Origin of the sequence: Streptoverticillium olivoreticuli subsp. olivoreticuli (assembly GCF_003391135.1) — a bacterium.
In the GTDB taxonomy this organism is placed as follows: Bacteria; Actinomycetota; Actinomycetes; order Streptomycetales; family Streptomycetaceae; genus Streptomyces; species Streptomyces blastmyceticus.
Window position 1 is genome coordinate 8,156,468 of the sequence record NZ_CP031455.1, and the last position, 18,006, is coordinate 8,174,473.

The following is an 18,006-nucleotide window of genomic DNA, read 5'->3' on the forward strand; positions in this document are numbered from 1 at the left end:
CGCGAGACCCGTCGGCGGGGGCGATCGGAAGGCCTTGTACGAAGGGTGTCGTAATTCGATGAATCTCGTAGTACGGTGTTTCTCGTACCAGCCGCAGCGCGTCGGCTGCACCGGCGGAAACGGAGTCTTTGATGAGTGCCCTCTTCGAGCCCTTCACCCTGCGATCGCTGACCATCCCCAACCGGGTCTGGATGGCGCCCATGTGCCAGTACAGCGCGGCCGACCACGGCCCCGACATGGGCGTGCCGACCGACTGGCACTTCGCCCACCTCGCGGCCCGTGCCGTCGGCGGCGCGGGGCTGATCCTCGCCGAGGCCACGGCCGTCTCTCCAGAGGGGCGCATCTCGCCCGCCGACCTGGGGCTGTGGAACGACCGGCAGGTGGAGGCGTTCCGGCGCATCACCTCCTTCCTGGAGGCGAACGGCACCGTTCCGGGTGTCCAACTCGCCCACGCGGGGCGGAAGGCGTCGACCGATCGCCCGTGGCGCGGCGGCGGCCCCGTCGGCCCGGAGGCGCACGGCTGGACGACCGTCGCCCCCTCCCCGCTGCCGTTCGCGGAGGGCCACCCCACGCCGCGCGAGATGACCACCGACGACATCGGGCGCGTGGTCCGGGACTTCGCCGCCGCCGCGCAGCGGGCGCTCGCGGCCGGATTCAAGGTCGTCGAGATCCACGGCGCCCACGGCTATCTGATCAACGAGTTCCTGTCCCCGCACAGCAACCACCGCACCGACGAGTACGGCGGCTCCTTCGAGAACCGCACCCGTCTCGCGCTGGAGATCGTGGACGCGGTGCGCGCCGTGTGGCCCGAGGAACTGCCGGTGTTCTTCCGGATCTCCGCCACGGACTGGCTGACGGAGAACCCGCAGGACGCGCGCGAGGGCTGGACCGCCGACGACACCGTGCGCTTCGCGAAGGACCTCGTCGCGCACGGCGTGGACCTCCTCGACACCTCCACCGGCGGCAACGCGCCGGACGCCACCATTCCCACCGCGCCCGGCTACCAGGTCCCCTTCGCCGCCAGGGTGCGTGACGAGACCGGTCTGCCGGTGGCCGCGGTCGGTCTGATCACCGACCCCCATCAGGCGGAGGAGGTCGTCGCCTCGGGCCGTGCGGACGCGGTGCTCCTCGGCCGCGAGCTGCTCCGCAACCCCTACTGGCCGCTGCAGGCGGCCGTCGCCCTGGGGCTCCCGCCGCGCCGGCCCGCCCAGTACGGCAGGGCTGCCTGACGGTCGTAAGGGAAGGGCCGGGGCCGTGGGAGCGATTCCTCCCACGACCCCGGCCCTTGTCGCTACGGACGGCCCGAGGCGACGGCTACTTCAGCGCGCTGCGCTTCTGCCACTGGTCCCACGTCTCCTGCCAGACCTCCAGGCCGTTGCCGACGTCGGTCACCTTGGTGCTGGTGGTGTTCTTGACCTCGACGGTCGAGCCTATGGGCAGGAAGTCGTAGACGCGCTTGGCGTCGCTGGTGGTCATGCCGAAGCAGCCGTGGCTGTTGTTCTCCACGCCGATCGACTGGTTCCAGGGCGCCGAGTGCAGGAAGGTGCCGGACGCGGTCAGGTGGGTGACCCACTTCGAGTCCAGCATCCACTCGTTGCCGTGGCCGATGGTGGCCGAGTCCATGGTCTCGGCCGCGTTCTTGCTGCGCACGGTGTGGATGCCGCCGCGAGTGGGGTCCACGGGCGAGCCCGCGGAGCCCTTGATGTCCCCGACGGGCTTGCCGTTCTCGTACATCGTGAGGGTGTGGCTGGGAACGTCGATGACGGCCTTGTGGTCGGCGCCTATGGAGAAGCCGAACTCGTAGTTCTTCGCGAACCAGCCGCCCTCGCCGGAGTCGATGCCGGAGAGGCCGCCGTTGACGGAGACCTTGGTCCCGGAGGGCCAGTAGTCCTTGGGGCGCCAGTCGATCCTGTCCTGGCCCGACCAGTCCTTCACCCAGCCCCAGGCGCCCTCCACCTTCGGCTGCGTGGTGACCTTCAGGGACTTCTCGATCTCGGCGCGCTTGCTCTTGTCCACCGGATTGTCGAAGAGGATCGAGACCGGCATGCCCGTGCCGACGGTCTCCCCGTTGCCCGGCGTGTTGGTGAGCTTGTTGACCTTCGGCGCCTGCTGCGTGGTGAAGGTGGCGGTCGAGGAGGACTCCTTGCCCTTGCCGTCCTTGCCGCCCTTCGCCGTGGAACGCACGGTGTAGGTGGTCTGCGGGCCGACCTTGCCCTCCGAGGTCCAGGAGGAGCCGTCGGCGGTCAGCTGCCCCTCGACCTTGTGGCCCTTGTCGTCCTTGACCTCCACGCCGGTCAGCCGTCCGCCGTCGGCCTTCACCGATATGGGAGAGCCGAGCTTCACCTCCTTGCCCTCGGCCGGGGTGACGGTGATCCGGGCCTCCGACCCGGCATCGGCACTGGAGCCGCCGGACCCCCCGGAACAGGCGCTGAGCGCCAGGGAACCCATGAGAGCGGCTGCCAACAGGACGGAGCGACGGCCCGATCCGACGTGCACGTGAGTCGACCTTTCTCGTATCAGCAGAGCGAGCGGCGGGTCACGGCCGCGTCGTCCGAACCGGTCGACAGCACCCCCCCGCCACACTTCTAGAGATGATCGACACGCATGTACGGTTGCGCGAAAAAAGGAAACATTTGTACGGCCCACCGATTGGGTGGGCCGGTTTGGGCGGCCACCGCACCCGGCGGGGGGTCTGTCGCGGGCCGAAGCTCCTACGATGCCTCTCGTAGTAGGGGCGGTGTCGAAGTACGATGGATCTCGTACACCGGCTCCCGGTGACGCCTTCGCGGGCCCTCCGAAGCCTTAGCCGACCTGAAGGAGCAGCCGTGCAGACGCAGACCCGGCCCCCGTCCACAGGCCGTTCGCTCGAGCACCCCGAACGGGACGAGATCCGTCTCGAAAGCGTGCTGCACGCACTCTCCGACCCCGTACGGCTGACGATCTTCCGCAGCCTCGCCCGCGCCGAGGACGAGCTGTCCTGTTCGGTGTTCGAGCTGCCGGTCAGCAAGTCCACCACCACGCACCACTTCCGCGTGCTGCGGGAGAGCGGCGTGATCCACCAGATCTACCGCGGCACCGCGAAGATGAACGCCCTGCGCCGCGACGACCTCGAAGCTCTCTTCCCCGGGCTGCTCGACGCCCTCCTCACGTCGGCCGCCCACCAGGCGGACCGGCTCGCGAACGACTGAGCCGCGCGGACGCCGGGACGCTCAGCCGCGGCTGCGGGCCGCGGCCAGCAGCCCGTCCCAGTCCGGGATCTTCACCGGACCACGGCCCAGCCGGCGGCCGAGCGCGGACTCCGCCGCCTCGATCCCGAGCCAGCCCGGCCACTCCACCAACTCCCGGACCGTCGCGCGCAGAGCGGAACGCGCGTCCTCGGCGGGGCGGCGCGCCCTCAGCGCCTCGGCGTCGGCCAGCAGCGAGCCGACCGTCTCCTTGGCGCACGAACGATTGGTGCCGATCACCCCGGTCGGCCCGCGCTTGATCCACCCCGCGACGTACTCACCGCGCGACGGGGCCCCGTCGCGCAGCACTCTGCCCTGCGCGTGCGGCACGGTCCCGCGCTCGCCGTCGAAGGGCAGCCCCGCGATCGGCACCCCTCGGTAACCCACCGACCGCAGCACCAACTGCGCCTCGATCTCCTCGAACCGGCCCGTGCCCGCCACGCCGCCACGCCCGTCCGGCACGGTCCGCTCGAAGCGCACCGCGCGCACCGCACCGTCCCCGAGCAGCGCGACCGGGCGCAGGAAGAACCGCAGGTGGATCCGGCGCGCACGCCCCAGCCGCGGCGCCTCTCCCCAGCCCCGCAGGACGTCGACATTGCGCCGGCCGGCGGACGGCAGACCGGACGGGTCCGCCCACGCGGGATCCAGCGCCGCCTCATCGGACCGTACAAGTGCCTCGGCGCCCGGCAGCGCCCCCAGCTCGCGCAGTTCCTTGGTGGTGAACTTCGCCTGGGAGGGCCCGCGCCGGCCCACCATGTGGACGTCCCGCACGCGGCTGTCGGCGAGCGCGGCCAGGGCGGCGTCCGGTACGTCGGTGGGCCGCAGCTCATCGGCGCCGCGCGCCAGCACCCGGGCCACGTCGACCGCCACATTGCCGACCCCGATGACGACCGCGGAACGCGCACCGAGGACGAAGCCGCCGGGCGCGGCATCCGGATGGGCGCTGTACCAGGAGACGAACTCCGTGGCCGAGAAGCTGCCGGGCAGATCCTCACCCGGAATGCCGAGCCTGCGGTCGGTCGCGGCACCGACGCAGTAGACCACCGCGTGATAGAGCTCCAGGAGCCGACGCGGCGTCAGGCCGCCCGGTCCGTCGCCGACCGGGACGTTGCCCAGGAAGGCGATGGCCGGGTGCTCCAGGGCGGTGCGCAGCGTGCTCTGGAGCGACTTGATCTTCTCGTGGTCGGGCGCCACCCCGTAGCGCACCAGCCCGTACGGACAGGGCAGCCGGTCCAGGACGTCCACCGTCACTCCGGGGACGTCCTGTTGCTGCACCAGTGCCTGGGCGGTGTAGACCCCGCTCGGTCCCGACCCGACGACTGCGACGCGAAGCACGGTGGGCCCCTTCCCGCGGGCTGTCCCCGCAGACGTCCCGCAGATGCGTCAAGGATGACACCGGGGGAGGGGATACGGGAGAGGCACCGGAGGCCGTGGCGAGTCGGAGGGAGGTGCTGCCCCGGTCCCGGGTGAGCCGTGTCTCACCCGAGTGGCGCCACTTGTATATGAAACGAGTTGCATAGCAGGATCCGGGGTATGGCGCTCGAGCACGCGATCCTCGTCTCCCTGCTGGAGAAGCCGGGCTCCGGCTATGAGCTGGCCCGGCGGTTCGAGCGGTCCATCGGCTACTTCTGGACCGCCACCCATCAGCAGATCTACCGCGTCCTCAAGCGGATGGAGGCCGACGGCCGGCTCGACGTCCGCGAGGTGCCGCAGCAGGGCCGGCCGGACAAGAAGGAGTACTCCGTCGCCGCCCTCGGCCGGACAGCCCTGTCCCAATGGCTGCACGAGCCGATCGAACCCGAGAGCGTCCGCCACGACCTCGCCGTGAAGATCCGCGGCGCGGCCTTCGACGACCCGGCCGCGCTGATCCGCGAGGTCGAGCGGCACCACCGCGCGCACACCGACCGTCTCGCGCACTACCTCGCGGGCGAGCTGCGCGACTTCACCGGGGCCGGGGCTCCCGCGACGCCCGACGCCGGGCGGGAGCTGCAGCATGTCGTGCTGCGCGGCGGCATCGCGTACGAACGGATGACGCTCGCCTGGCTCGACGACGTGCTCGCCACCCTGCACCGGATCCGTTCCGAGCGCTGATCCTCAACCGTCCACCGCCACCTTCGACCGTCAAGCCGGAAAGGCGAACATCCATGGCCGACCAGCTTCTGTTCAACCCGCGCACCTACGACCCGGCGCACTTCGACCCCGAGACGCGCAGGCTGCTGCGCGCCACCGTCGACTGGTTCGAGGAGCGCGGCAAGCGCAAGCTGATCGAGGACTACCGCTCCCGCACCTGGCTGGCGGACTTCCTCGCGTTCTCGCAGAAGGAGGGGCTCTTCGCGACCTTCCTCACCCCTGCCTCCGCCGCCGACGGGCAGCAGGACAAGCGCTGGGACACCGCCCGGATCGCCGCGCTCAACGAGATCTTCGGCTTCTACGGGCTCGACTACTGGTACGCGTGGCAGGTCACCATCCTCGGCCTCGGCCCGGTCTGGCAGAGCGACAACGCCGCCGCCCGCGCCCGCGCGGCGGAACTCCTCTCCCAGGGCGAGGTGTTCGCCTTCGGCCTGTCCGAGAAGAGCCACGGCGCCGACATCTACTCCACCGACATGCTGCTGGAGCCCGACGGCGACGGCGGCTTCCGGGCCAGCGGCTCCAAGTACTACATAGGCAACGGCAACGCCGCCGGGCTCGTCTCGGTCTTCGGCCGCCGCACCGACGTCGAGGGCCCCGATGGCTATGTCTTCTTCGCCGCCGACAGCCGCCACCCGGCGTACCACCTCGTGAAGAACGTCGTCGACTCCTCCAAGTACGTCAGCGAGTTCCGGCTCGACGACTACCCGGTCGGCGCCGACGACGTCCTGCACACCGGCCGCGCCGCCTTCGACGCCGCCCTCAACACCGTCAACGTCGGCAAGTTCAACCTCTGCACGGCCTCGATCGGCATCTGCGAGCACGCGATGTACGAGGCCGTCACGCACGCGCACAACCGCATCCTCTACGGCCGCCCCGTCACCGCCTTCCCGCACGTGCGCCGCGAGCTGACCGACGCGTACGTCCGTCTCGTCGGGATGAAGCTGTTCAGCGACCGAGCCGTCGACTACTTCCGCTCCGCCGGCCCCGACGACCGCCGCTACCTCCTCTTCAACCCCATGACGAAGATGAAGGTGACCACGGAGGGCGAGAAGGTCATCGACCTGATGTGGGACGTCATCGCGGCCAAGGGCTTCGAGAAGGACACCTACTTCGCCCAGGCCGCCACCGAGATCCGGGGCCTGCCGAAGCTGGAGGGCACGGTCCACGTCAATCTCGCGCTGATCCTCAAGTTCATGCGCAACCACCTGCTGGACCCGGCCGAGTACGCGCCGGTGCCGACCCGTCTCGACGCGGCCGACGACGCGTTCCTCTTCCGGCAGGGACCGGCCCGCGGCCTCGGGTCCGTACGCTTCCACGACTGGCGCACCGCCTACGACGCGTACGCCGCCGTGCCCAACGTCGGCCGGTTCCGGGAACAGGCGGACGCGCTGTGCGAGTTCGTCACCACCGCTGCCCCCGACGAGCAGCAGAGCCGCGACCTCGACCTTCTCCTCGCCGTCGGCCAGCTGTTCGCGCTCGTCGTGCACGGCCAGCTGATCCTGGAGCAGGCGCGCCTGACGGGACTCGAGGAGGACGTGCTCGACGAGCTGTTCGCCGTCCTCGTCCGGGACTTCTCCGCGCACGCCGTGGAGCTGTACGGCAAGGACTCCGCCACCGCGGAGCAGCAGGGCTGGGCGCTGGGCGCGGTCCGCCGCCCGGTCGTCGACGACGCCCGCTCGGCGCGCGTCTGGGAGCGGGTCGAGGCGCTGTCCGGCGCGTACGAGATGGCGCAGTGACAACAGGGCCGCTGCCGCCGGTGCTCACCCGGCGGCAGCGGCCCTTGACGGCCTGACGGCACGGGCTGTCAGCCCCGGATCAGGTCGTCCACCGTGGGAGCCACGGTGCCGAACAGGTCCGTGACGGTCGTCAGGCTCGCCGCCTGGAGCACGGCGGCGGGCAGGAGAGTGCCGTCGGGGGCGACGAGGGGGCGGGTGGCGGTGGCCTCGGCGACGACGGTGGGGCGGTAGCCGAGGTTGAAGGCGCCCTGGGCGGTGAAGGTGACGCACATGTGGGTCATGAAGCCGGCCAGGACCAGGTCGGGCCCGGCACCGAGCTCCCGCAGGGCCTCCTCCAGCCCCGTGTCGTGGAAGGAGTCGGGGAAGCGCTTGACCACGACGCGCTCGCCCTCGACGGGGGCGACCTCGTCGCAGACGGCCCCGATCCGGGCGCGGATGTCGTAAGGAGTGCCCTCGCCGCCGTCGTTGACGATGTGGACCACCGGAGTGCCCGCGGCGCGGGCCGCGGCGAGCAGACGGGCGCCGGCGGCGAGGGCGGCTTCGGCGCCGTCCAGCTCCATCACGCCGGTGCGGTAGGTGTTCTGGAAGTCGATCATGATCAGGGTCGCATCGGCCAGGCGGGGCAGCCGGCCGTCGAGGCCGATCACGTCGCGCAGGGTCGTGGAAGCAGTCATCACAAGGGGTCCTTTTCCATATAGGGATGCGGGCATGGCGAAGCCGCGCGGCGGCGCTCGCCTGCCGGGAGGGGGATCGGTTCAGGCGGTGGTGCGGAAGCCGCGGCGATAGGACGCCGGGGTCGTGCCGATCTGCTTGCGGAAGGCCCGGTGCAGCGTCTCCACGGAGCGCAGACCGCTGGCCTTCGCGACCTGCTCCAGCGGTTGGTCGGTGCCCTCCAGCAGGCGGCGGGCGGCCTCCACCCGGGCCGCCTCGACGTAGTCGGCCGGGGTGGTGCCGGTCTCCTTGCGGAAGACCCGGGCGAAATGCCGCTCGCTCAGGCTCATCCGCGCGGCCAGCGCGGCCGCGGACAGGTCGGCGTCCGGGTGCTCGGCGATGTACAGCCGCAGGTCGTCGATGTCCCGCCGCGAGGCGGCGGGGCGGCTGAGCGGGACGCTGAACTGGCTCTGGCCGCCCTGGCGTTTGAGGTACATCACCAGCTGCCGGGCCACCGCCAGCGCGAGGTCCTCGCCGTGGTCCTCGGCCACCAGGGCCAGCGCGAGGTCCATGCAGGCGCTGATCCCGGCCCCGGTCCACACCCGCCCCGAGCGGACGAAGATCGGATCCGGGTCCACCGTGACCCGCGGGTGCTCGGCCGCGAGCTGGGCCGCGGTCGACCAGTGGGTGGTCGCCGTACGCCCGTCGAGCAGCCCGGCCGCGGCCAGCAGGTGCGCGCCCACGCACACGGACGCCACCCGCCGTGCGTACGGGGCGGTGGCCCGTACCCAGTCCACGACGTCGTGGTCGATCCGGGCCACCGGACCGTCCGGGCCGAGGTCGACCGCGCCGGGGACCAGCAAGGTGTCCACCGCCGCGCCGACCTCGCCGAAGGACAGGTCGGCGATCAGCCGGACACCCGCCGACGTGACCACCTCGCCCCGCTCCGGGCCCGCCAGACGGACCCGGTAGCCCGCCCGGCCACCGGTCTCCCGGTTGGCCAGCGCGAAGACCTCGGCCGGGCCGGTGACGTCGAGGAGATCGACATCGGGGAAGACCGCGATGACGACGCGGTGGGTGAGGGACATGTCTCCATCGTTGCCGCGCGGTGGCATGACCGCAATGACGGGTCTCTGTCATATCCGGCCATGGACCGCCCGGCGCTCGGGGCCGGTGGGCCGGTCCCACACCTGTTCGACGGTCCGCTTTCGGATGGCTTGTCGCAGTGCGGAAAATCGGCGACGCGGGCCGGGGATTTATGGGGCGGCGGGCCGGGAGATATTTTTTCCGTGCCCATCTGTGCCCACCGTGCTACTGTTGATTCCGGTTGCAGTTGTGGTTTCCTGAGAACTTCAAGTGCTCTTTTCGGCCTTGCTGTGCCGAAAAGTGCACTTTCGTGTTTCCGGTGCTTTCCGGCCGGGGCGATCATCACCGCGACGAGAGGGGCGCACCGTGCACCCCTCGGGCACTGCCCCGAAGGAGAGTTACATGGCTACTGGCACCGTGAAGTGGTTCAACGCTGAAAAGGGCTTCGGCTTCATCGAGCAGGAGGGCGGCGGTCCCGACGTCTTCGCCCACTACTCGAACATCGCCACCCAGGGCTTCCGCGAGCTCCAGGAGGGCCAGAAGGTGAACTTCGACGTCACGCAGGGCCAGAAGGGCCCGCAGGCGGAGAACATCACCCCCGCCTGACGCCGAGGCGTTTGACACAGCTGGGGCCCGCACCTTGGGTGCGGGCCCCAGCTCGTTGCTTTTCCGGGGTCCGCCCCGTTGCCGCAAAGGATTTCAGCCGCGGCATCATTTCGCTGTTCCGGTCGTGACCGATTTTCCGTGGCCGGGATTCGCTTCGTTTTTCCCGGCTCGTTCTTGAGATCCTCTGCGCGGCGCACCGCCGCCGGAAATTCCTCGATACGTGCCGCATCGAGGAAGGTTCTGAATGAACCGCACAGCTCGTACGAACGACCGTTTCTCCCGCACCCGTAAGGGCGGATCCGCCGGTTCCGGCCGTGGCTTCCGCGCGCAGGCCCAGGGCCGGTCCGGAGGCGGCACCGCCAAGCGCCGTCCCGCCGCGCTGCAAGGGGAGTTCGCGCTGCCGGTCACCATCACCCCGGCCCTGCCCGCCGTCTCGGCGTTCGACGAACTGGACATGCCGTCCGCGTTGCTGTCGACGCTCGCCGGTCTCGACGTGACCGAGCCGTTCCCGATCCAGGCCGCGACCCTGCCGAACTCGCTGGCCGGGCGGGACGTCCTGGGCCGCGGTCGCACCGGCTCCGGCAAGACCCTCGCGTTCGGCCTGGCGCTGCTCGCCCGTACCGCCGGGCAGCGTGCCGAGCCGCGGCAGCCGCTCGTCCTGGTCCTCGTCCCCACCCGGGAGCTGGCCCAGCAGGTCACCGACGCGCTCACCCCCTACGCCCGGTCGCTGAAGCTGCGGCTGGCCACCGTGGTCGGCGGCATGTCGATCGGCCGCCAGGCCAGTGCGCTGCGCGGCGGCGCCGAGGTGGTCGTCGCGACCCCGGGCCGGCTCAAGGACCTCATCGAGCGCGGCGACTGCCGTCTGGACCGCGTGGGCATCACCGTCCTGGACGAGGCCGACCAGATGGCCGACATGGGCTTCATGCCCCAGGTGACGGAACTGCTCGACCAGGTGCGCCCCGAGGGCCAGCGGATGCTCTTCTCCGCCACCCTGGACCGCAACGTCGACCTCCTGGTCCGCCGCTACCTGCACGACCCGGTGGTCCACTCGGTCGACCCCTCGGCGGGCGCGGTCACCACGATGGAGCACCACGTGCTGCACGTCCACGGTGCCGACAAGTACGCGACCACCACCGAGATCGCCGCCCGCGACGGCCGGGTGATCATGTTCCTGGACACCAAGCACGCCGTGGACCAGCTCACCAAGCACCTGCTGCACAGCGGCGTGCGCGCCGCGGCGCTGCACGGCGGCAAGTCGCAGCCCCAGCGCACCCGCACGCTCGCCCAGTTCAAGACCGGGCACGTCACGACGCTGGTGGCCACCAACGTCGCGGCCCGCGGCATCCACGTGGACAACCTCGACCTCGTCGTGAACGTCGATCCGCCCACGGACCACAAGGACTACCTGCACCGCGGTGGCCGCACGGCCCGCGCGGGCGAGTCCGGGGTCGTCGTCACCCTGGTCCTGCCCAACCAGCGCCGTGACATGGTCCGTCTGATGGCCGACGCCGGCATCACCCCGCAGACCACCCAGGTGCGTTCCGGTGAGGCCGAGCTGAGCCGCATCACGGGCGCCCAGGCGCCCTCGGGCGTTCCCGTCACCGTCACCGCGCCGGTGGCGGAGCGCGCGAAGCGCGGCGCGTCCTCGGCCCGGGGCAAGCGCAGCCGCCCCGCCCAGGCCCGCCGCTCGTCCTCCCAGGAGCGGGGCGGCGGCGCGCAGCGCCGGTCCTCGCCCCGCAGTGCCGCCTGAGCCCCCGACCGGCATCCCCGTCTCCGGCTTCCCCCACAACCCCTGTTGAGGCACCATGCGTTGCGTTATCGCCCGCTTCCCCTTCGACCTGGTCAAGAGTGAGGTCGAGCTCTCGATGAAGGGCATCAAGCCCGAACCCGTCACGGACGCGTCCGTGATCATCGGGCGCCGCACCTACCCCGTCAAGCAGGTGGGGGAAGTGATCACCCGGCAGGACCGGCGCGACTTCACCGCCGCCGAGGTGACCAGGGCGCTCACCCGCCTCGGTTTCACCTGCCGTTCCCTCACGCCGCCCGCCCCCGCCGTCGCCGCCACCCCGCTCGAGGCGGCACAGGCGCTGCTCGGCACATCACCGAGCCCGTGACCGGCGCCGGCCGGTGAACGCGGCAGTGGCCGCACCCGACACCTCGGGTGCGGCCACTGCCGCGACGGCCGGTGATCGCGCGGCTCAGCCCAGTGGCTTCTCGAGCACCGCCTTGCGGTGGCTGAACGTCTCGATGGAGTAGCGGCCGTGGTAATTGCCCATGCCGCTCTCGCCGACACCGCCGAACGGCAGGTCGGAGACCGTGAGATGGGCCAGCGGCAGGCCGAACCCGAGCCCTCCGGAGGAGGTTTCGGCCGCCAGGCGCCGCCGGGTCGTGTCGGACTCCGTGAAGGCGTAGAGCGCCAGCGGCTTGTCGCGGTCGTTGATGAAGTCGATGGCCTCGTCCAGACCGGCGACCGTGACGACGGGGAGGATGGGCCCGAAGATCTCCTCCCGCATGACCGGCGCGTCCGGATCGACCGCGGCGAGGACGGTCGGGGCGATGTACTTCGTGGCGCGGTCGGTGTCACCGCCGGTCACCACGCGGCCGGAGCCGAGCAGGGCCGCCAGCCGGTCGAAGTGGCGCTCGTTGATGATCCGCCCGTACGTGTCGGACGTCGCCGGGTCGGATCCGTACAGCGTCTCGACGGCCTGCGCCAGGGCGGGCTCCAGCGCGCGGGCCGTCTCCGGGTCGGTGAGGACGTAGTCGGGCGCGACGCAGGTCTGCCCCGCGTTGAGGAACTTGCCGGCCGCGAGCCGTGCCGCGACGGTCGCGAGGCCGGTGTCCCTGTCGACGAACACCGGTGATTTGCCGCCCAGTTCGAGGGTGACCGGGGTGAGGTGCTTGGCCGCCGCCGTCATGACGATGCGGCCGACGGTGCCGTTGCCGGTGTAGAAGATGTGGTCGAACCGCTCGTTCAGCAGAGCCGTGGTCTCCGGAATGCCGCCGACCACGACGGCCACCGCCTCGGGGTCGAGATACTCGGGCAGGAGGCGCGCGAGGGCGGCGGAGGTGGCCGGGGCCAGCTCGCTGGGCTTGGCGATCACGGCGTTGCCCGCGGCCAGCGCGCCCACCACGGGGGCGAGCAGCAGCTGCGCCGGGTAGTTCCAGGGGGCGATGACCAGGACGACGCCCAGCGGGTCGTACTGCGTCCAGGCCGTGGCCTCGCCGAGGTGCGGCGGAACCGGGGCCGGTTCGGGCCGCAGCCACGCGTCGAGGTGGTCGAGGGTGTGGTCGATCTCGCGGATCGTGAAGTCGATCTCGGTGCGGTAGGCCTCGTACGCGCTCTTGCCCAGGTCCTCGTGGAGGGCGGCGGCGAGGGTCGCGCCGTGCTCGGTGAGCATCGTGCGCAGGCGGCGCAGCTGAGTGGTGCGCCAGTCGACGGGCTTGGTGCGGCCGGTGCGGAAGGTGGCGCGCAGCCGGGCGACGACGTCGGCGGGCTGCTCGGGAGCGGGGTGGCGCATGGTGCCTCGATCATGGGTGCGGGGTGCCTCGCCGGGCGGGCTCGGCAGCATGTGCTTGATGACCTCAAGCACATGCTTCGATGTAAATACCAATGTTTCAGGATGTCAAGCAATGGCCGGGGAGGCCGCGGGAATGCGCCGTGCGCGTCGCCTCTCGGCCGCGCCCGCCGCCGCGAGCAGTGCCGCGCCGCCGGCCAGCCAGAGGGCCAGGGACAGGACGCGGCCGTCGAACCCGGCGCCGCCGTCGAAGTAGAGCAGGCTGCGGGCGCCTTCGACGAAGCCCGCGCCGTTCCAGAAGGCGTGCAGCGAGCCGAAGAACCCGTTCTGGAGCTCGGGCCGGAAGACGCCTCCCGACGAGGTGAAGTTGAGCATCACGAACAGCACCATCAGCGCCAGGGTCGTCCAGCGCTTGAGGAACGTGTGCAGGCCGATGCCGATGGTGATCACGCCCGCGGAGTAGAGCCAGGCCATGCCCCAGACGGTCGCGTAGTCGTGGTCGACGATGTGGAAGACCGGTCCGGCGAGCGCGATGCCGATGACGCTCACCACGACCGAGGTCGCGAGGCCGATCGCCGCCCGGGTCCACAACTTGAGGGCCGCGCCGGCCGCCCCGATGGCGGCCACGCTGCCGTACGAGCCGATGCTCAGCGCGACCAGCAGGAAGAAGAGCCCCTGCCCGGTCGGGTCGCCCTTGGCGGGCGGGGTGAGGTCGGTGACCGTCAGCGGTACGCCCTGCCGGTCCGCGACGGTGCGGAAGACGGTGGTGGCCGCCACGGCGGTGGTCTCGGAGTTGGCCTTGGCCACCAGCGCCTCGGGGTGCGCGGCGTCCGGGACGTACGCACCGGCCAGGTCGCGGTTCTCCAGGCGCGCGACGGCGGCCTTGCGGTCCGCGACGGTGGTGACGTCCAGGGCGTCACCGGCCGTGGCCTTCAGGGCCCGGGCGAGCGTGTCCGCCTTCGCCGGGCTGCCGACGACGGCGATCTTCATGCCGTGCGGCTCGGGCGCGTGGAACGCGCCGAGGTAGGCGAGGCCCATGCCGAGGCACATCAGCAGCGGGGTCAGGAGGTGGAGGGTGACGTGCTTGATGTGGTGGCGCGGCCCGGGTGTGGCTGCGGTCATGGGCGGACTCCTCTGTGTTCGGTTGGCAAATACAACCAATGTCAGATGTATTATGCAACTAACACCGAGGAGGATGTATGCCCGACCGCGATGTGACCATCGGCACCATCCAGCGGGAGCTCACCGCGTTCGCCCGCCGGGCCCGCCAGAAGGCCGCCCAGATCCACCCCGGGCTCTCCCTGGTGACCTACACGATGCTCGACCACATGAGGGAGACCGGCGGCTGCCGCGGCACGGACCTGGCCGAGCACTTCCTGCTCGACAAGTCCACCGTCAGCCGGCAGACCGCCGTGCTGGAGCGGCTCGGCCTGATCGTCCGCGAGCCGGACCCCGACGACCGCCGGGGCCAGATCCTGCGGCCGTCCGAGAACGGCCTGCACCTCCTGGAGGAGGCGCACCGGCAGCGCCGGGCGACGTTCGAGGAGCGCTTCACGGAGTGGGGCGACGAGGATCTCGAGCGCTTCTCCGGATATCTGCAGCGGTACAACGCCGCGAGCTGACGAGCGGCGTCGTTGTGCGCCGGTGTCAGGGTTGCGTCAACTGCTTGTGCTCATACGCGCCGAGGCCCGGCATGCCCGCGTGCGCGACGACGGCGCCCCGGTCAGGAACGGCGCCGGCGCCGCCTGCGGGCCTTGCTCCAGAACCAGCCCGCCGGAGGCTCGTCGGCGCGCCACGGCTGGGGTTCGGGCGCCTCGCGCCGCCACCGCGCGGCCAGGATCCGGGCCCGCGCGGAGGGCTCGGAGACCTCGGCGTCGCGCACGAAGGACTCGTCGAGGACCACGTCGTCCCACGGCTCACGCTGATTCCCGGATTCGGTACTCACGGGGATACCCGCCCTTCGCCGGTGCCTCTCGGCACGGACACGTCTCTCTCAGCGGACGTCCGAAAGGGGGTGGAGAGTTCCCGGGGCGGCCGGGTCCCGGACGCGCGCACGCCGCCGTCCGCCCCGACCGGAAGGCGGACGGGGCGGACGGCGGCGGTCCGTGACGTGCTCAGACCGTCTGGTGGCGCCCCGCAGGCCGCGGCAGACCCAGTCGGTCGCGCAGGGTGGCTCCGTCGGGAGCGGCCGGCAGGGCGTGGCCGTCTTCGCGCACCTCGGTCGCGAGGGTCAGGACGGCGGTGTGTGCCGCCTCCGCGGGGCCGGTGGGGGCGAGCAGGGTGAAGCCGTCCGCGGCGCCCGCGTCGAACAGCGCCCGCAGCCGGGCGGCCGCGCCCGGGTCGCCGTCGACCGGCCAGTCGAGCAGGACGGCGATGCCGTCGGCGTCGCGCCCGGCCGCCCGGGCCTGCTCGCGCACCGCTTCCCGGACCCGGGCGGGGTCCTGGCCGCCCCGCGCCGGGACGAGGACGACATCGGCGACGCGGGCGGCGAGCGCGATGTCGTCGGCGTCCGCCGCGCGGTGGACCAGGAGGGGGTGACCCTGCGGCGGGCGGGCGATGTTCAGCGGCCCGGTCACCTCGAAGTGCTCGCCCTTGTGGTCGAGCGTGTGCAGCTTCTCGGGGGTGAAGTACACACCCGATTCCCTGTCCCTGCGGAAGGCGTCGTCGTCGAAGCTGTCCCACAGGCCGGTCAGCACGGTGGCGAACTCCGCGGCGCGCGAGCGACGCGCCGCCGCCGACGCGCCGTCGGCGCGGCTGTAGTTGGCCGCCGCGTCCGGGTCGGCGGCGGTGACCGGCTGCCAGCCCGCGCGTCCGTGGCCGAGGTGGTCGACCGTGGCCAGGAGCCGGGCCAGGTGGTAGGGGAGCGCGTGTTCCGTGCACACGGAGGCCACGAGCCCCACGGAGCGCGTGCAGACCGCGAGGGCGCCGGCGAGGGTGCCGGTCTCGAAGTACGGATCGTCGGCCGGGTCGGGCGCGGCCGACTGGCGGTCGTGGAGCAGCAGCGCGTCGATCCCGGCGGCCTCCGCCTCCCGGGCCCGGTCGCGGACCCGCGCGAACGAGCCGGTGCCGAGGTCCCGCGAACCGCCGTCCCCGCCGTCGGAGGCGGTGATCAGCCGGGTGAACAGGGTGATGCGGCCATCGCGCTGAGTCATGCGGCACCTGCTTTGAGCGTCATCGTGTCGGTCGTCGCCGCGGCACCGCCCGAGGGAGGAGCGGCCAGCCCCAGCTTCTCGCGCAGGGTGCCGTCGGCGTACTCGTCGTGCACCAGTCCGCGCCGGCGCAGCTCCGGCACGACGTGGTCGACGAAGGCGTCGAGGGACGCGGGGAGGTGGGGGAAGTCCACGATGTAGCCGTCGGCCGCGCGCTCGGTGAACCCGCGCTCCATGTGGTCCGCCACCTGCTCCGGCGTACCGGCGAAGAAGTCGGCGACCTGGCGCAGTGCGAGTTGACGAAGCGTCAGATTCTCCCGGTGCGCCAGCGACATCCACATCTTCGCCGTGCTCGACGAGCGGTTCGACGACGGGATGTCGGGGACCGGGCCGTCGAGCGGATACCGTGTCAGGTCCAGGTCGCCCAGCTGCTCCTGGAGCGCCCGGATGGCGACGATGTCGGGTACGAGCTCGTGCAGCTCGTCGATGAGCCGGCGCGCCTCCCGCTCGGTACTGGCCACGAGGGGCTGGACACCGGGCCAGATCTGGACCATTTCCGGGTCCCTGCCGTGCGCGGCGACGCGTCGCTTCAGGTCGGCGTACGTCTCCTGGCCGTCGGACAACCGTGTGTGCCGGGTGAAGATCACCTCGGCATGCCGCGCGGCGAACTCCCGGCCCACGGGCGAGGCCCCCGCCTGGAAGATCACGGGACTGCCCTGGGGGGAGGCCGGCAGGTTCAGCGGGCCCTGGACGTCGAAGAACTCGCCGCGGTGCGCCGGCTGCCGTCCCGCCCCGTCCGCCGCCCACAGCCGCTTGGTGACGCCGATGAACTCCTCGGCGCGCACGTAGCGCCGGTCGTGCTCCATGTGCTCGGGGAAGCCGAAGTTGCGCGACTCCCAGGGGGCGGCGGAGGTGACGACGTTCCACCCGGCCCGGCCGCCGCTGATGCGGTCGAGGGAGGTGAACCTGCGGGCGATGTCGTACGGCTCGTTGTAGGTCGTGGTGGCCGTCGAGGCGAGCCCGATGTGCTCGGTCCCGGCGGCGTAGGCGGCCAGCAGGCTCAGCGGCTCGAAGTGCTCGTTGCGCGCGGTCTGGCTGATGTGCTGGACGTCGGTGCCCCAGACGGCCACCACATCCGGCACGAACAGACAGTCGAACCTGCCCCGTTCGAGCGTGCGGACACACTCCAGGTGGAAGGCGAAGTCGAGCTGGGCGTCCGTCGGAGTGGACGGGTGCCGCCAGGCGGCGATGTGCGAGCCGGGGCCGTCGATTATGGCCCCGAGTTTCATCGTGCGTTTCCGATGAACCATGTGCGATCTTCCCTCGGCTGAATTTTCTGGGACGAAGAGACCCTCACCGGGAACGCGCACCGCGTTGCTGTTCCGATAGGTCGCTGCGGAGCGACGGTACTAGGTGACCGTGTCTTCTGTCTGTTCATAAAACCCTGCGTCAACCGGTGTGCGTGTGTGCTGAAACCGCGCTGAAACCCCATGCCGCCATACTGACTGGTAACCGCCCCGGGGTCACTGGAAGTGACACGTTGTCACGTGGCCTGTGAAGCAGCCCCGCGTGGTGGATTCGAGTAGTTCTTAGTCGGGGGACTGGGTGACTTTTTCGATGCGGAGACTGATGTCGCGCGGGTGCTTGCCGCACCCGGCGCGGGCCGGTGGGCCCGGATGCCCGGTCCCTGTGCGCGCCGGGCGCCGTCGACGGCGGGGCGCGGCGGTCACCCCGTGCGGGAACGCCTGAGAATTTGTACGCAACGCCTCGCCGCACCGGCGCGGGCGGTCTTCTGACGGTCGCGGATCCGCGACTTCTGGCGAACGAAAGTCATCCTGCTCACGCGGAATTCTGCCCATTCCGGGTTCAAGGCTGAACCGGGCTGCACGCGTGCACGCTGTTCTGGTAT

Annotated in this window: 17 protein-coding genes; 8 read left to right on the forward strand and 9 right to left on the reverse strand. The window is 71.3% G+C overall.

Going from position 1 to position 18,006, the window contains the following annotated elements:
- The first annotated feature begins 131 nt into the window (after positions 1–131).
- Positions 132–1,229 (forward strand): NADH:flavin oxidoreductase/NADH oxidase, encoded by a 1,098-nt coding sequence (locus DXZ73_RS35425; RefSeq protein ID WP_116215019.1) that lies wholly within the window; start codon positions 132–134, stop codon positions 1,227–1,229.
- 85 nt (positions 1,230–1,314) lie between these two features.
- Here DXZ73_RS35425 and DXZ73_RS35430 read toward each other — a convergent pair whose 3' ends face one another.
- Entirely contained in the window at positions 1,315–2,496 is a 1,182-nt protein-coding gene (locus DXZ73_RS35430; protein WP_240351637.1) for a L,D-transpeptidase family protein, read from the reverse strand.
- 329 nt (positions 2,497–2,825) lie between these two features.
- Here DXZ73_RS35430 and DXZ73_RS35435 point away from each other — a divergent pair, with 329 nt between their 5' ends.
- Positions 2,826–3,188: an ArsR/SmtB family transcription factor gene (locus tag DXZ73_RS35435; protein ID WP_240351638.1), complete on the forward strand. Its 363-nt coding sequence runs from the start codon at positions 2,826–2,828 to the stop codon at positions 3,186–3,188.
- A gap of 21 nt (positions 3,189–3,209) precedes the next feature.
- On the opposite strand, the gene DXZ73_RS35440 is transcribed toward DXZ73_RS35435, so the two are convergent.
- Positions 3,210–4,559, reverse strand: a complete 1,350-nt coding sequence (locus tag DXZ73_RS35440) for an FAD-dependent oxidoreductase (RefSeq protein WP_116215022.1) — start codon at positions 4,557–4,559, stop codon at positions 3,210–3,212.
- Between the two features lie 198 nt (positions 4,560–4,757).
- Between DXZ73_RS35440 and DXZ73_RS35445 the strand changes: the two genes are divergently transcribed.
- Both DXZ73_RS35445 and DXZ73_RS35450 read left to right on the forward strand, forming a co-directional pair.
- A complete protein-coding gene (locus tag DXZ73_RS35445) occupies positions 4,758–5,315 on the forward strand; it encodes a PadR family transcriptional regulator (protein WP_116215023.1) in 558 nt (185 codons plus the stop codon).
- Between the two features lie 53 nt (positions 5,316–5,368).
- Positions 5,369–7,090, forward strand: a complete 1,722-nt coding sequence (locus DXZ73_RS35450) for an acyl-CoA dehydrogenase family protein (RefSeq protein ID WP_116215024.1) — start codon at positions 5,369–5,371, stop codon at positions 7,088–7,090.
- A gap of 68 nt (positions 7,091–7,158) precedes the next feature.
- Here DXZ73_RS35450 and DXZ73_RS35455 read toward each other — a convergent pair whose 3' ends face one another.
- Both DXZ73_RS35455 and DXZ73_RS35460 read right to left on the reverse strand, forming a co-directional pair.
- Positions 7,159–7,764, reverse strand: a complete 606-nt coding sequence (locus tag DXZ73_RS35455) for an isochorismatase family protein (RefSeq protein WP_116215025.1) — start codon at positions 7,762–7,764, stop codon at positions 7,159–7,161.
- 81 nt (positions 7,765–7,845) lie between these two features.
- On the reverse strand, positions 7,846–8,829 hold the full coding sequence (locus tag DXZ73_RS35460; protein ID WP_116215026.1) for a GlxA family transcriptional regulator: 984 nt from the start codon (positions 8,827–8,829) through the stop codon (positions 7,846–7,848).
- Between the two features lie 400 nt (positions 8,830–9,229).
- Between DXZ73_RS35460 and DXZ73_RS35465 the strand changes: the two genes are divergently transcribed.
- The 3 genes from DXZ73_RS35465 to DXZ73_RS35475 all read left to right on the forward strand — a co-directional run bounded on the left by DXZ73_RS35465 (position 9,230) and on the right by DXZ73_RS35475 (position 11,547).
- The gene (locus DXZ73_RS35465; protein ID WP_035796868.1) at positions 9,230–9,433 is read left to right on the forward strand and encodes a cold-shock protein; all 204 of its coding nucleotides are present in this window, start codon (positions 9,230–9,232) and stop codon (positions 9,431–9,433) included.
- Between the two features lie 244 nt (positions 9,434–9,677).
- Complete coding sequence (locus DXZ73_RS35470; RefSeq protein ID WP_116215027.1) at positions 9,678–11,183, forward strand: DEAD/DEAH box helicase; 1,506 nt, start codon at positions 9,678–9,680, stop codon at positions 11,181–11,183.
- A gap of 55 nt (positions 11,184–11,238) precedes the next feature.
- Positions 11,239–11,547 carry an SCO5918 family protein gene (locus tag DXZ73_RS35475; protein WP_116215028.1) on the forward strand — a complete coding sequence of 103 codons (309 nt, stop codon included), beginning with the start codon at positions 11,239–11,241 and terminating at the stop codon, positions 11,545–11,547.
- A gap of 84 nt (positions 11,548–11,631) precedes the next feature.
- Here the strand turns inward: DXZ73_RS35475 and DXZ73_RS35480 are convergent, their stop codons facing one another.
- Together DXZ73_RS35480 and DXZ73_RS35485 are read right to left on the reverse strand one after the other, a co-directional pair.
- Positions 11,632–12,951 carry an aldehyde dehydrogenase family protein gene (locus DXZ73_RS35480; RefSeq protein ID WP_116215029.1) on the reverse strand — a complete coding sequence of 440 codons (1,320 nt, stop codon included), beginning with the start codon at positions 12,949–12,951 and terminating at the stop codon, positions 11,632–11,634.
- A 105-nt stretch (positions 12,952–13,056) separates the two neighbouring features.
- Positions 13,057–14,070 (reverse strand): hypothetical protein, encoded by a 1,014-nt coding sequence (locus DXZ73_RS35485; RefSeq protein WP_116215030.1) that lies wholly within the window; start codon positions 14,068–14,070, stop codon positions 13,057–13,059.
- A gap of 77 nt (positions 14,071–14,147) precedes the next feature.
- Between DXZ73_RS35485 and DXZ73_RS35490 the strand changes: the two genes are divergently transcribed.
- Complete coding sequence (locus tag DXZ73_RS35490; protein WP_116215031.1) at positions 14,148–14,570, forward strand: MarR family winged helix-turn-helix transcriptional regulator; 423 nt, start codon at positions 14,148–14,150, stop codon at positions 14,568–14,570.
- Positions 14,571–14,671: 101 nt separating this feature from the next.
- On the opposite strand, the gene DXZ73_RS35495 is transcribed toward DXZ73_RS35490, so the two are convergent.
- From DXZ73_RS35495 to DXZ73_RS35505, 3 genes are all read right to left on the reverse strand, one after another.
- Positions 14,672–14,893 carry a hypothetical protein gene (locus tag DXZ73_RS35495; RefSeq protein ID WP_240351639.1) on the reverse strand — a complete coding sequence of 74 codons (222 nt, stop codon included), beginning with the start codon at positions 14,891–14,893 and terminating at the stop codon, positions 14,672–14,674.
- Between the two features lie 169 nt (positions 14,894–15,062).
- On the reverse strand, positions 15,063–16,100 hold the full coding sequence (locus tag DXZ73_RS35500) for an LLM class flavin-dependent oxidoreductase (protein ID WP_116215033.1): 1,038 nt from the start codon (positions 16,098–16,100) through the stop codon (positions 15,063–15,065).
- A complete protein-coding gene (locus DXZ73_RS35505) occupies positions 16,097–17,407 on the reverse strand; it encodes an LLM class flavin-dependent oxidoreductase (protein ID WP_116215034.1) in 1,311 nt (436 codons plus the stop codon). Before DXZ73_RS35505 ends, DXZ73_RS35500 begins: the two co-directional genes overlap by 4 nt.
- Positions 17,408–18,006: the final 599 nt, after the last annotated feature.

What these genes read in the sequence shown, in the direction of transcription:
- DXZ73_RS35425 (WP_116215019.1), top strand. Translation starts at nt 132, where the DNA reads ATGAGTGCCCTCTTCGAGCCCTTCACCCTGCGATCGCTGACCATCCCC.
- DXZ73_RS35445 (WP_116215023.1), top strand. Translation starts at nt 4,758, where the DNA reads ATGGCGCTCGAGCACGCGATCCTCGTCTCCCTGCTGGAGAAGCCGGGC.
- DXZ73_RS35450 (WP_116215024.1), top strand. Translation starts at nt 5,369, where the DNA reads ATGGCCGACCAGCTTCTGTTCAACCCGCGCACCTACGACCCGGCGCAC.
- DXZ73_RS35455 (WP_116215025.1), bottom strand. Translation starts at nt 7,764, where the DNA reads ATGACTGCTTCCACGACCCTGCGCGACGTGATCGGCCTCGACGGCCGG.
- DXZ73_RS35460 (WP_116215026.1), bottom strand. Translation starts at nt 8,829, where the DNA reads ATGTCCCTCACCCACCGCGTCGTCATCGCGGTCTTCCCCGATGTCGAT.
- DXZ73_RS35465 (WP_035796868.1), top strand. Translation starts at nt 9,230, where the DNA reads ATGGCTACTGGCACCGTGAAGTGGTTCAACGCTGAAAAGGGCTTCGGC.
- DXZ73_RS35470 (WP_116215027.1), top strand. Translation starts at nt 9,678, where the DNA reads ATGAACCGCACAGCTCGTACGAACGACCGTTTCTCCCGCACCCGTAAG.
- DXZ73_RS35475 (WP_116215028.1), top strand. Translation starts at nt 11,239, where the DNA reads ATGCGTTGCGTTATCGCCCGCTTCCCCTTCGACCTGGTCAAGAGTGAG.
- DXZ73_RS35480 (WP_116215029.1), bottom strand. Translation starts at nt 12,951, where the DNA reads ATGCGCCACCCCGCTCCCGAGCAGCCCGCCGACGTCGTCGCCCGGCTG.
- DXZ73_RS35485 (WP_116215030.1), bottom strand. Translation starts at nt 14,070, where the DNA reads ATGACCGCAGCCACACCCGGGCCGCGCCACCACATCAAGCACGTCACC.
- DXZ73_RS35490 (WP_116215031.1), top strand. Translation starts at nt 14,148, where the DNA reads ATGCCCGACCGCGATGTGACCATCGGCACCATCCAGCGGGAGCTCACC.
- DXZ73_RS35500 (WP_116215033.1), bottom strand. Translation starts at nt 16,100, where the DNA reads ATGACTCAGCGCGATGGCCGCATCACCCTGTTCACCCGGCTGATCACC.
- DXZ73_RS35505 (WP_116215034.1), bottom strand. Translation starts at nt 17,407, where the DNA reads ATGGTTCATCGGAAACGCACGATGAAACTCGGGGCCATAATCGACGGC.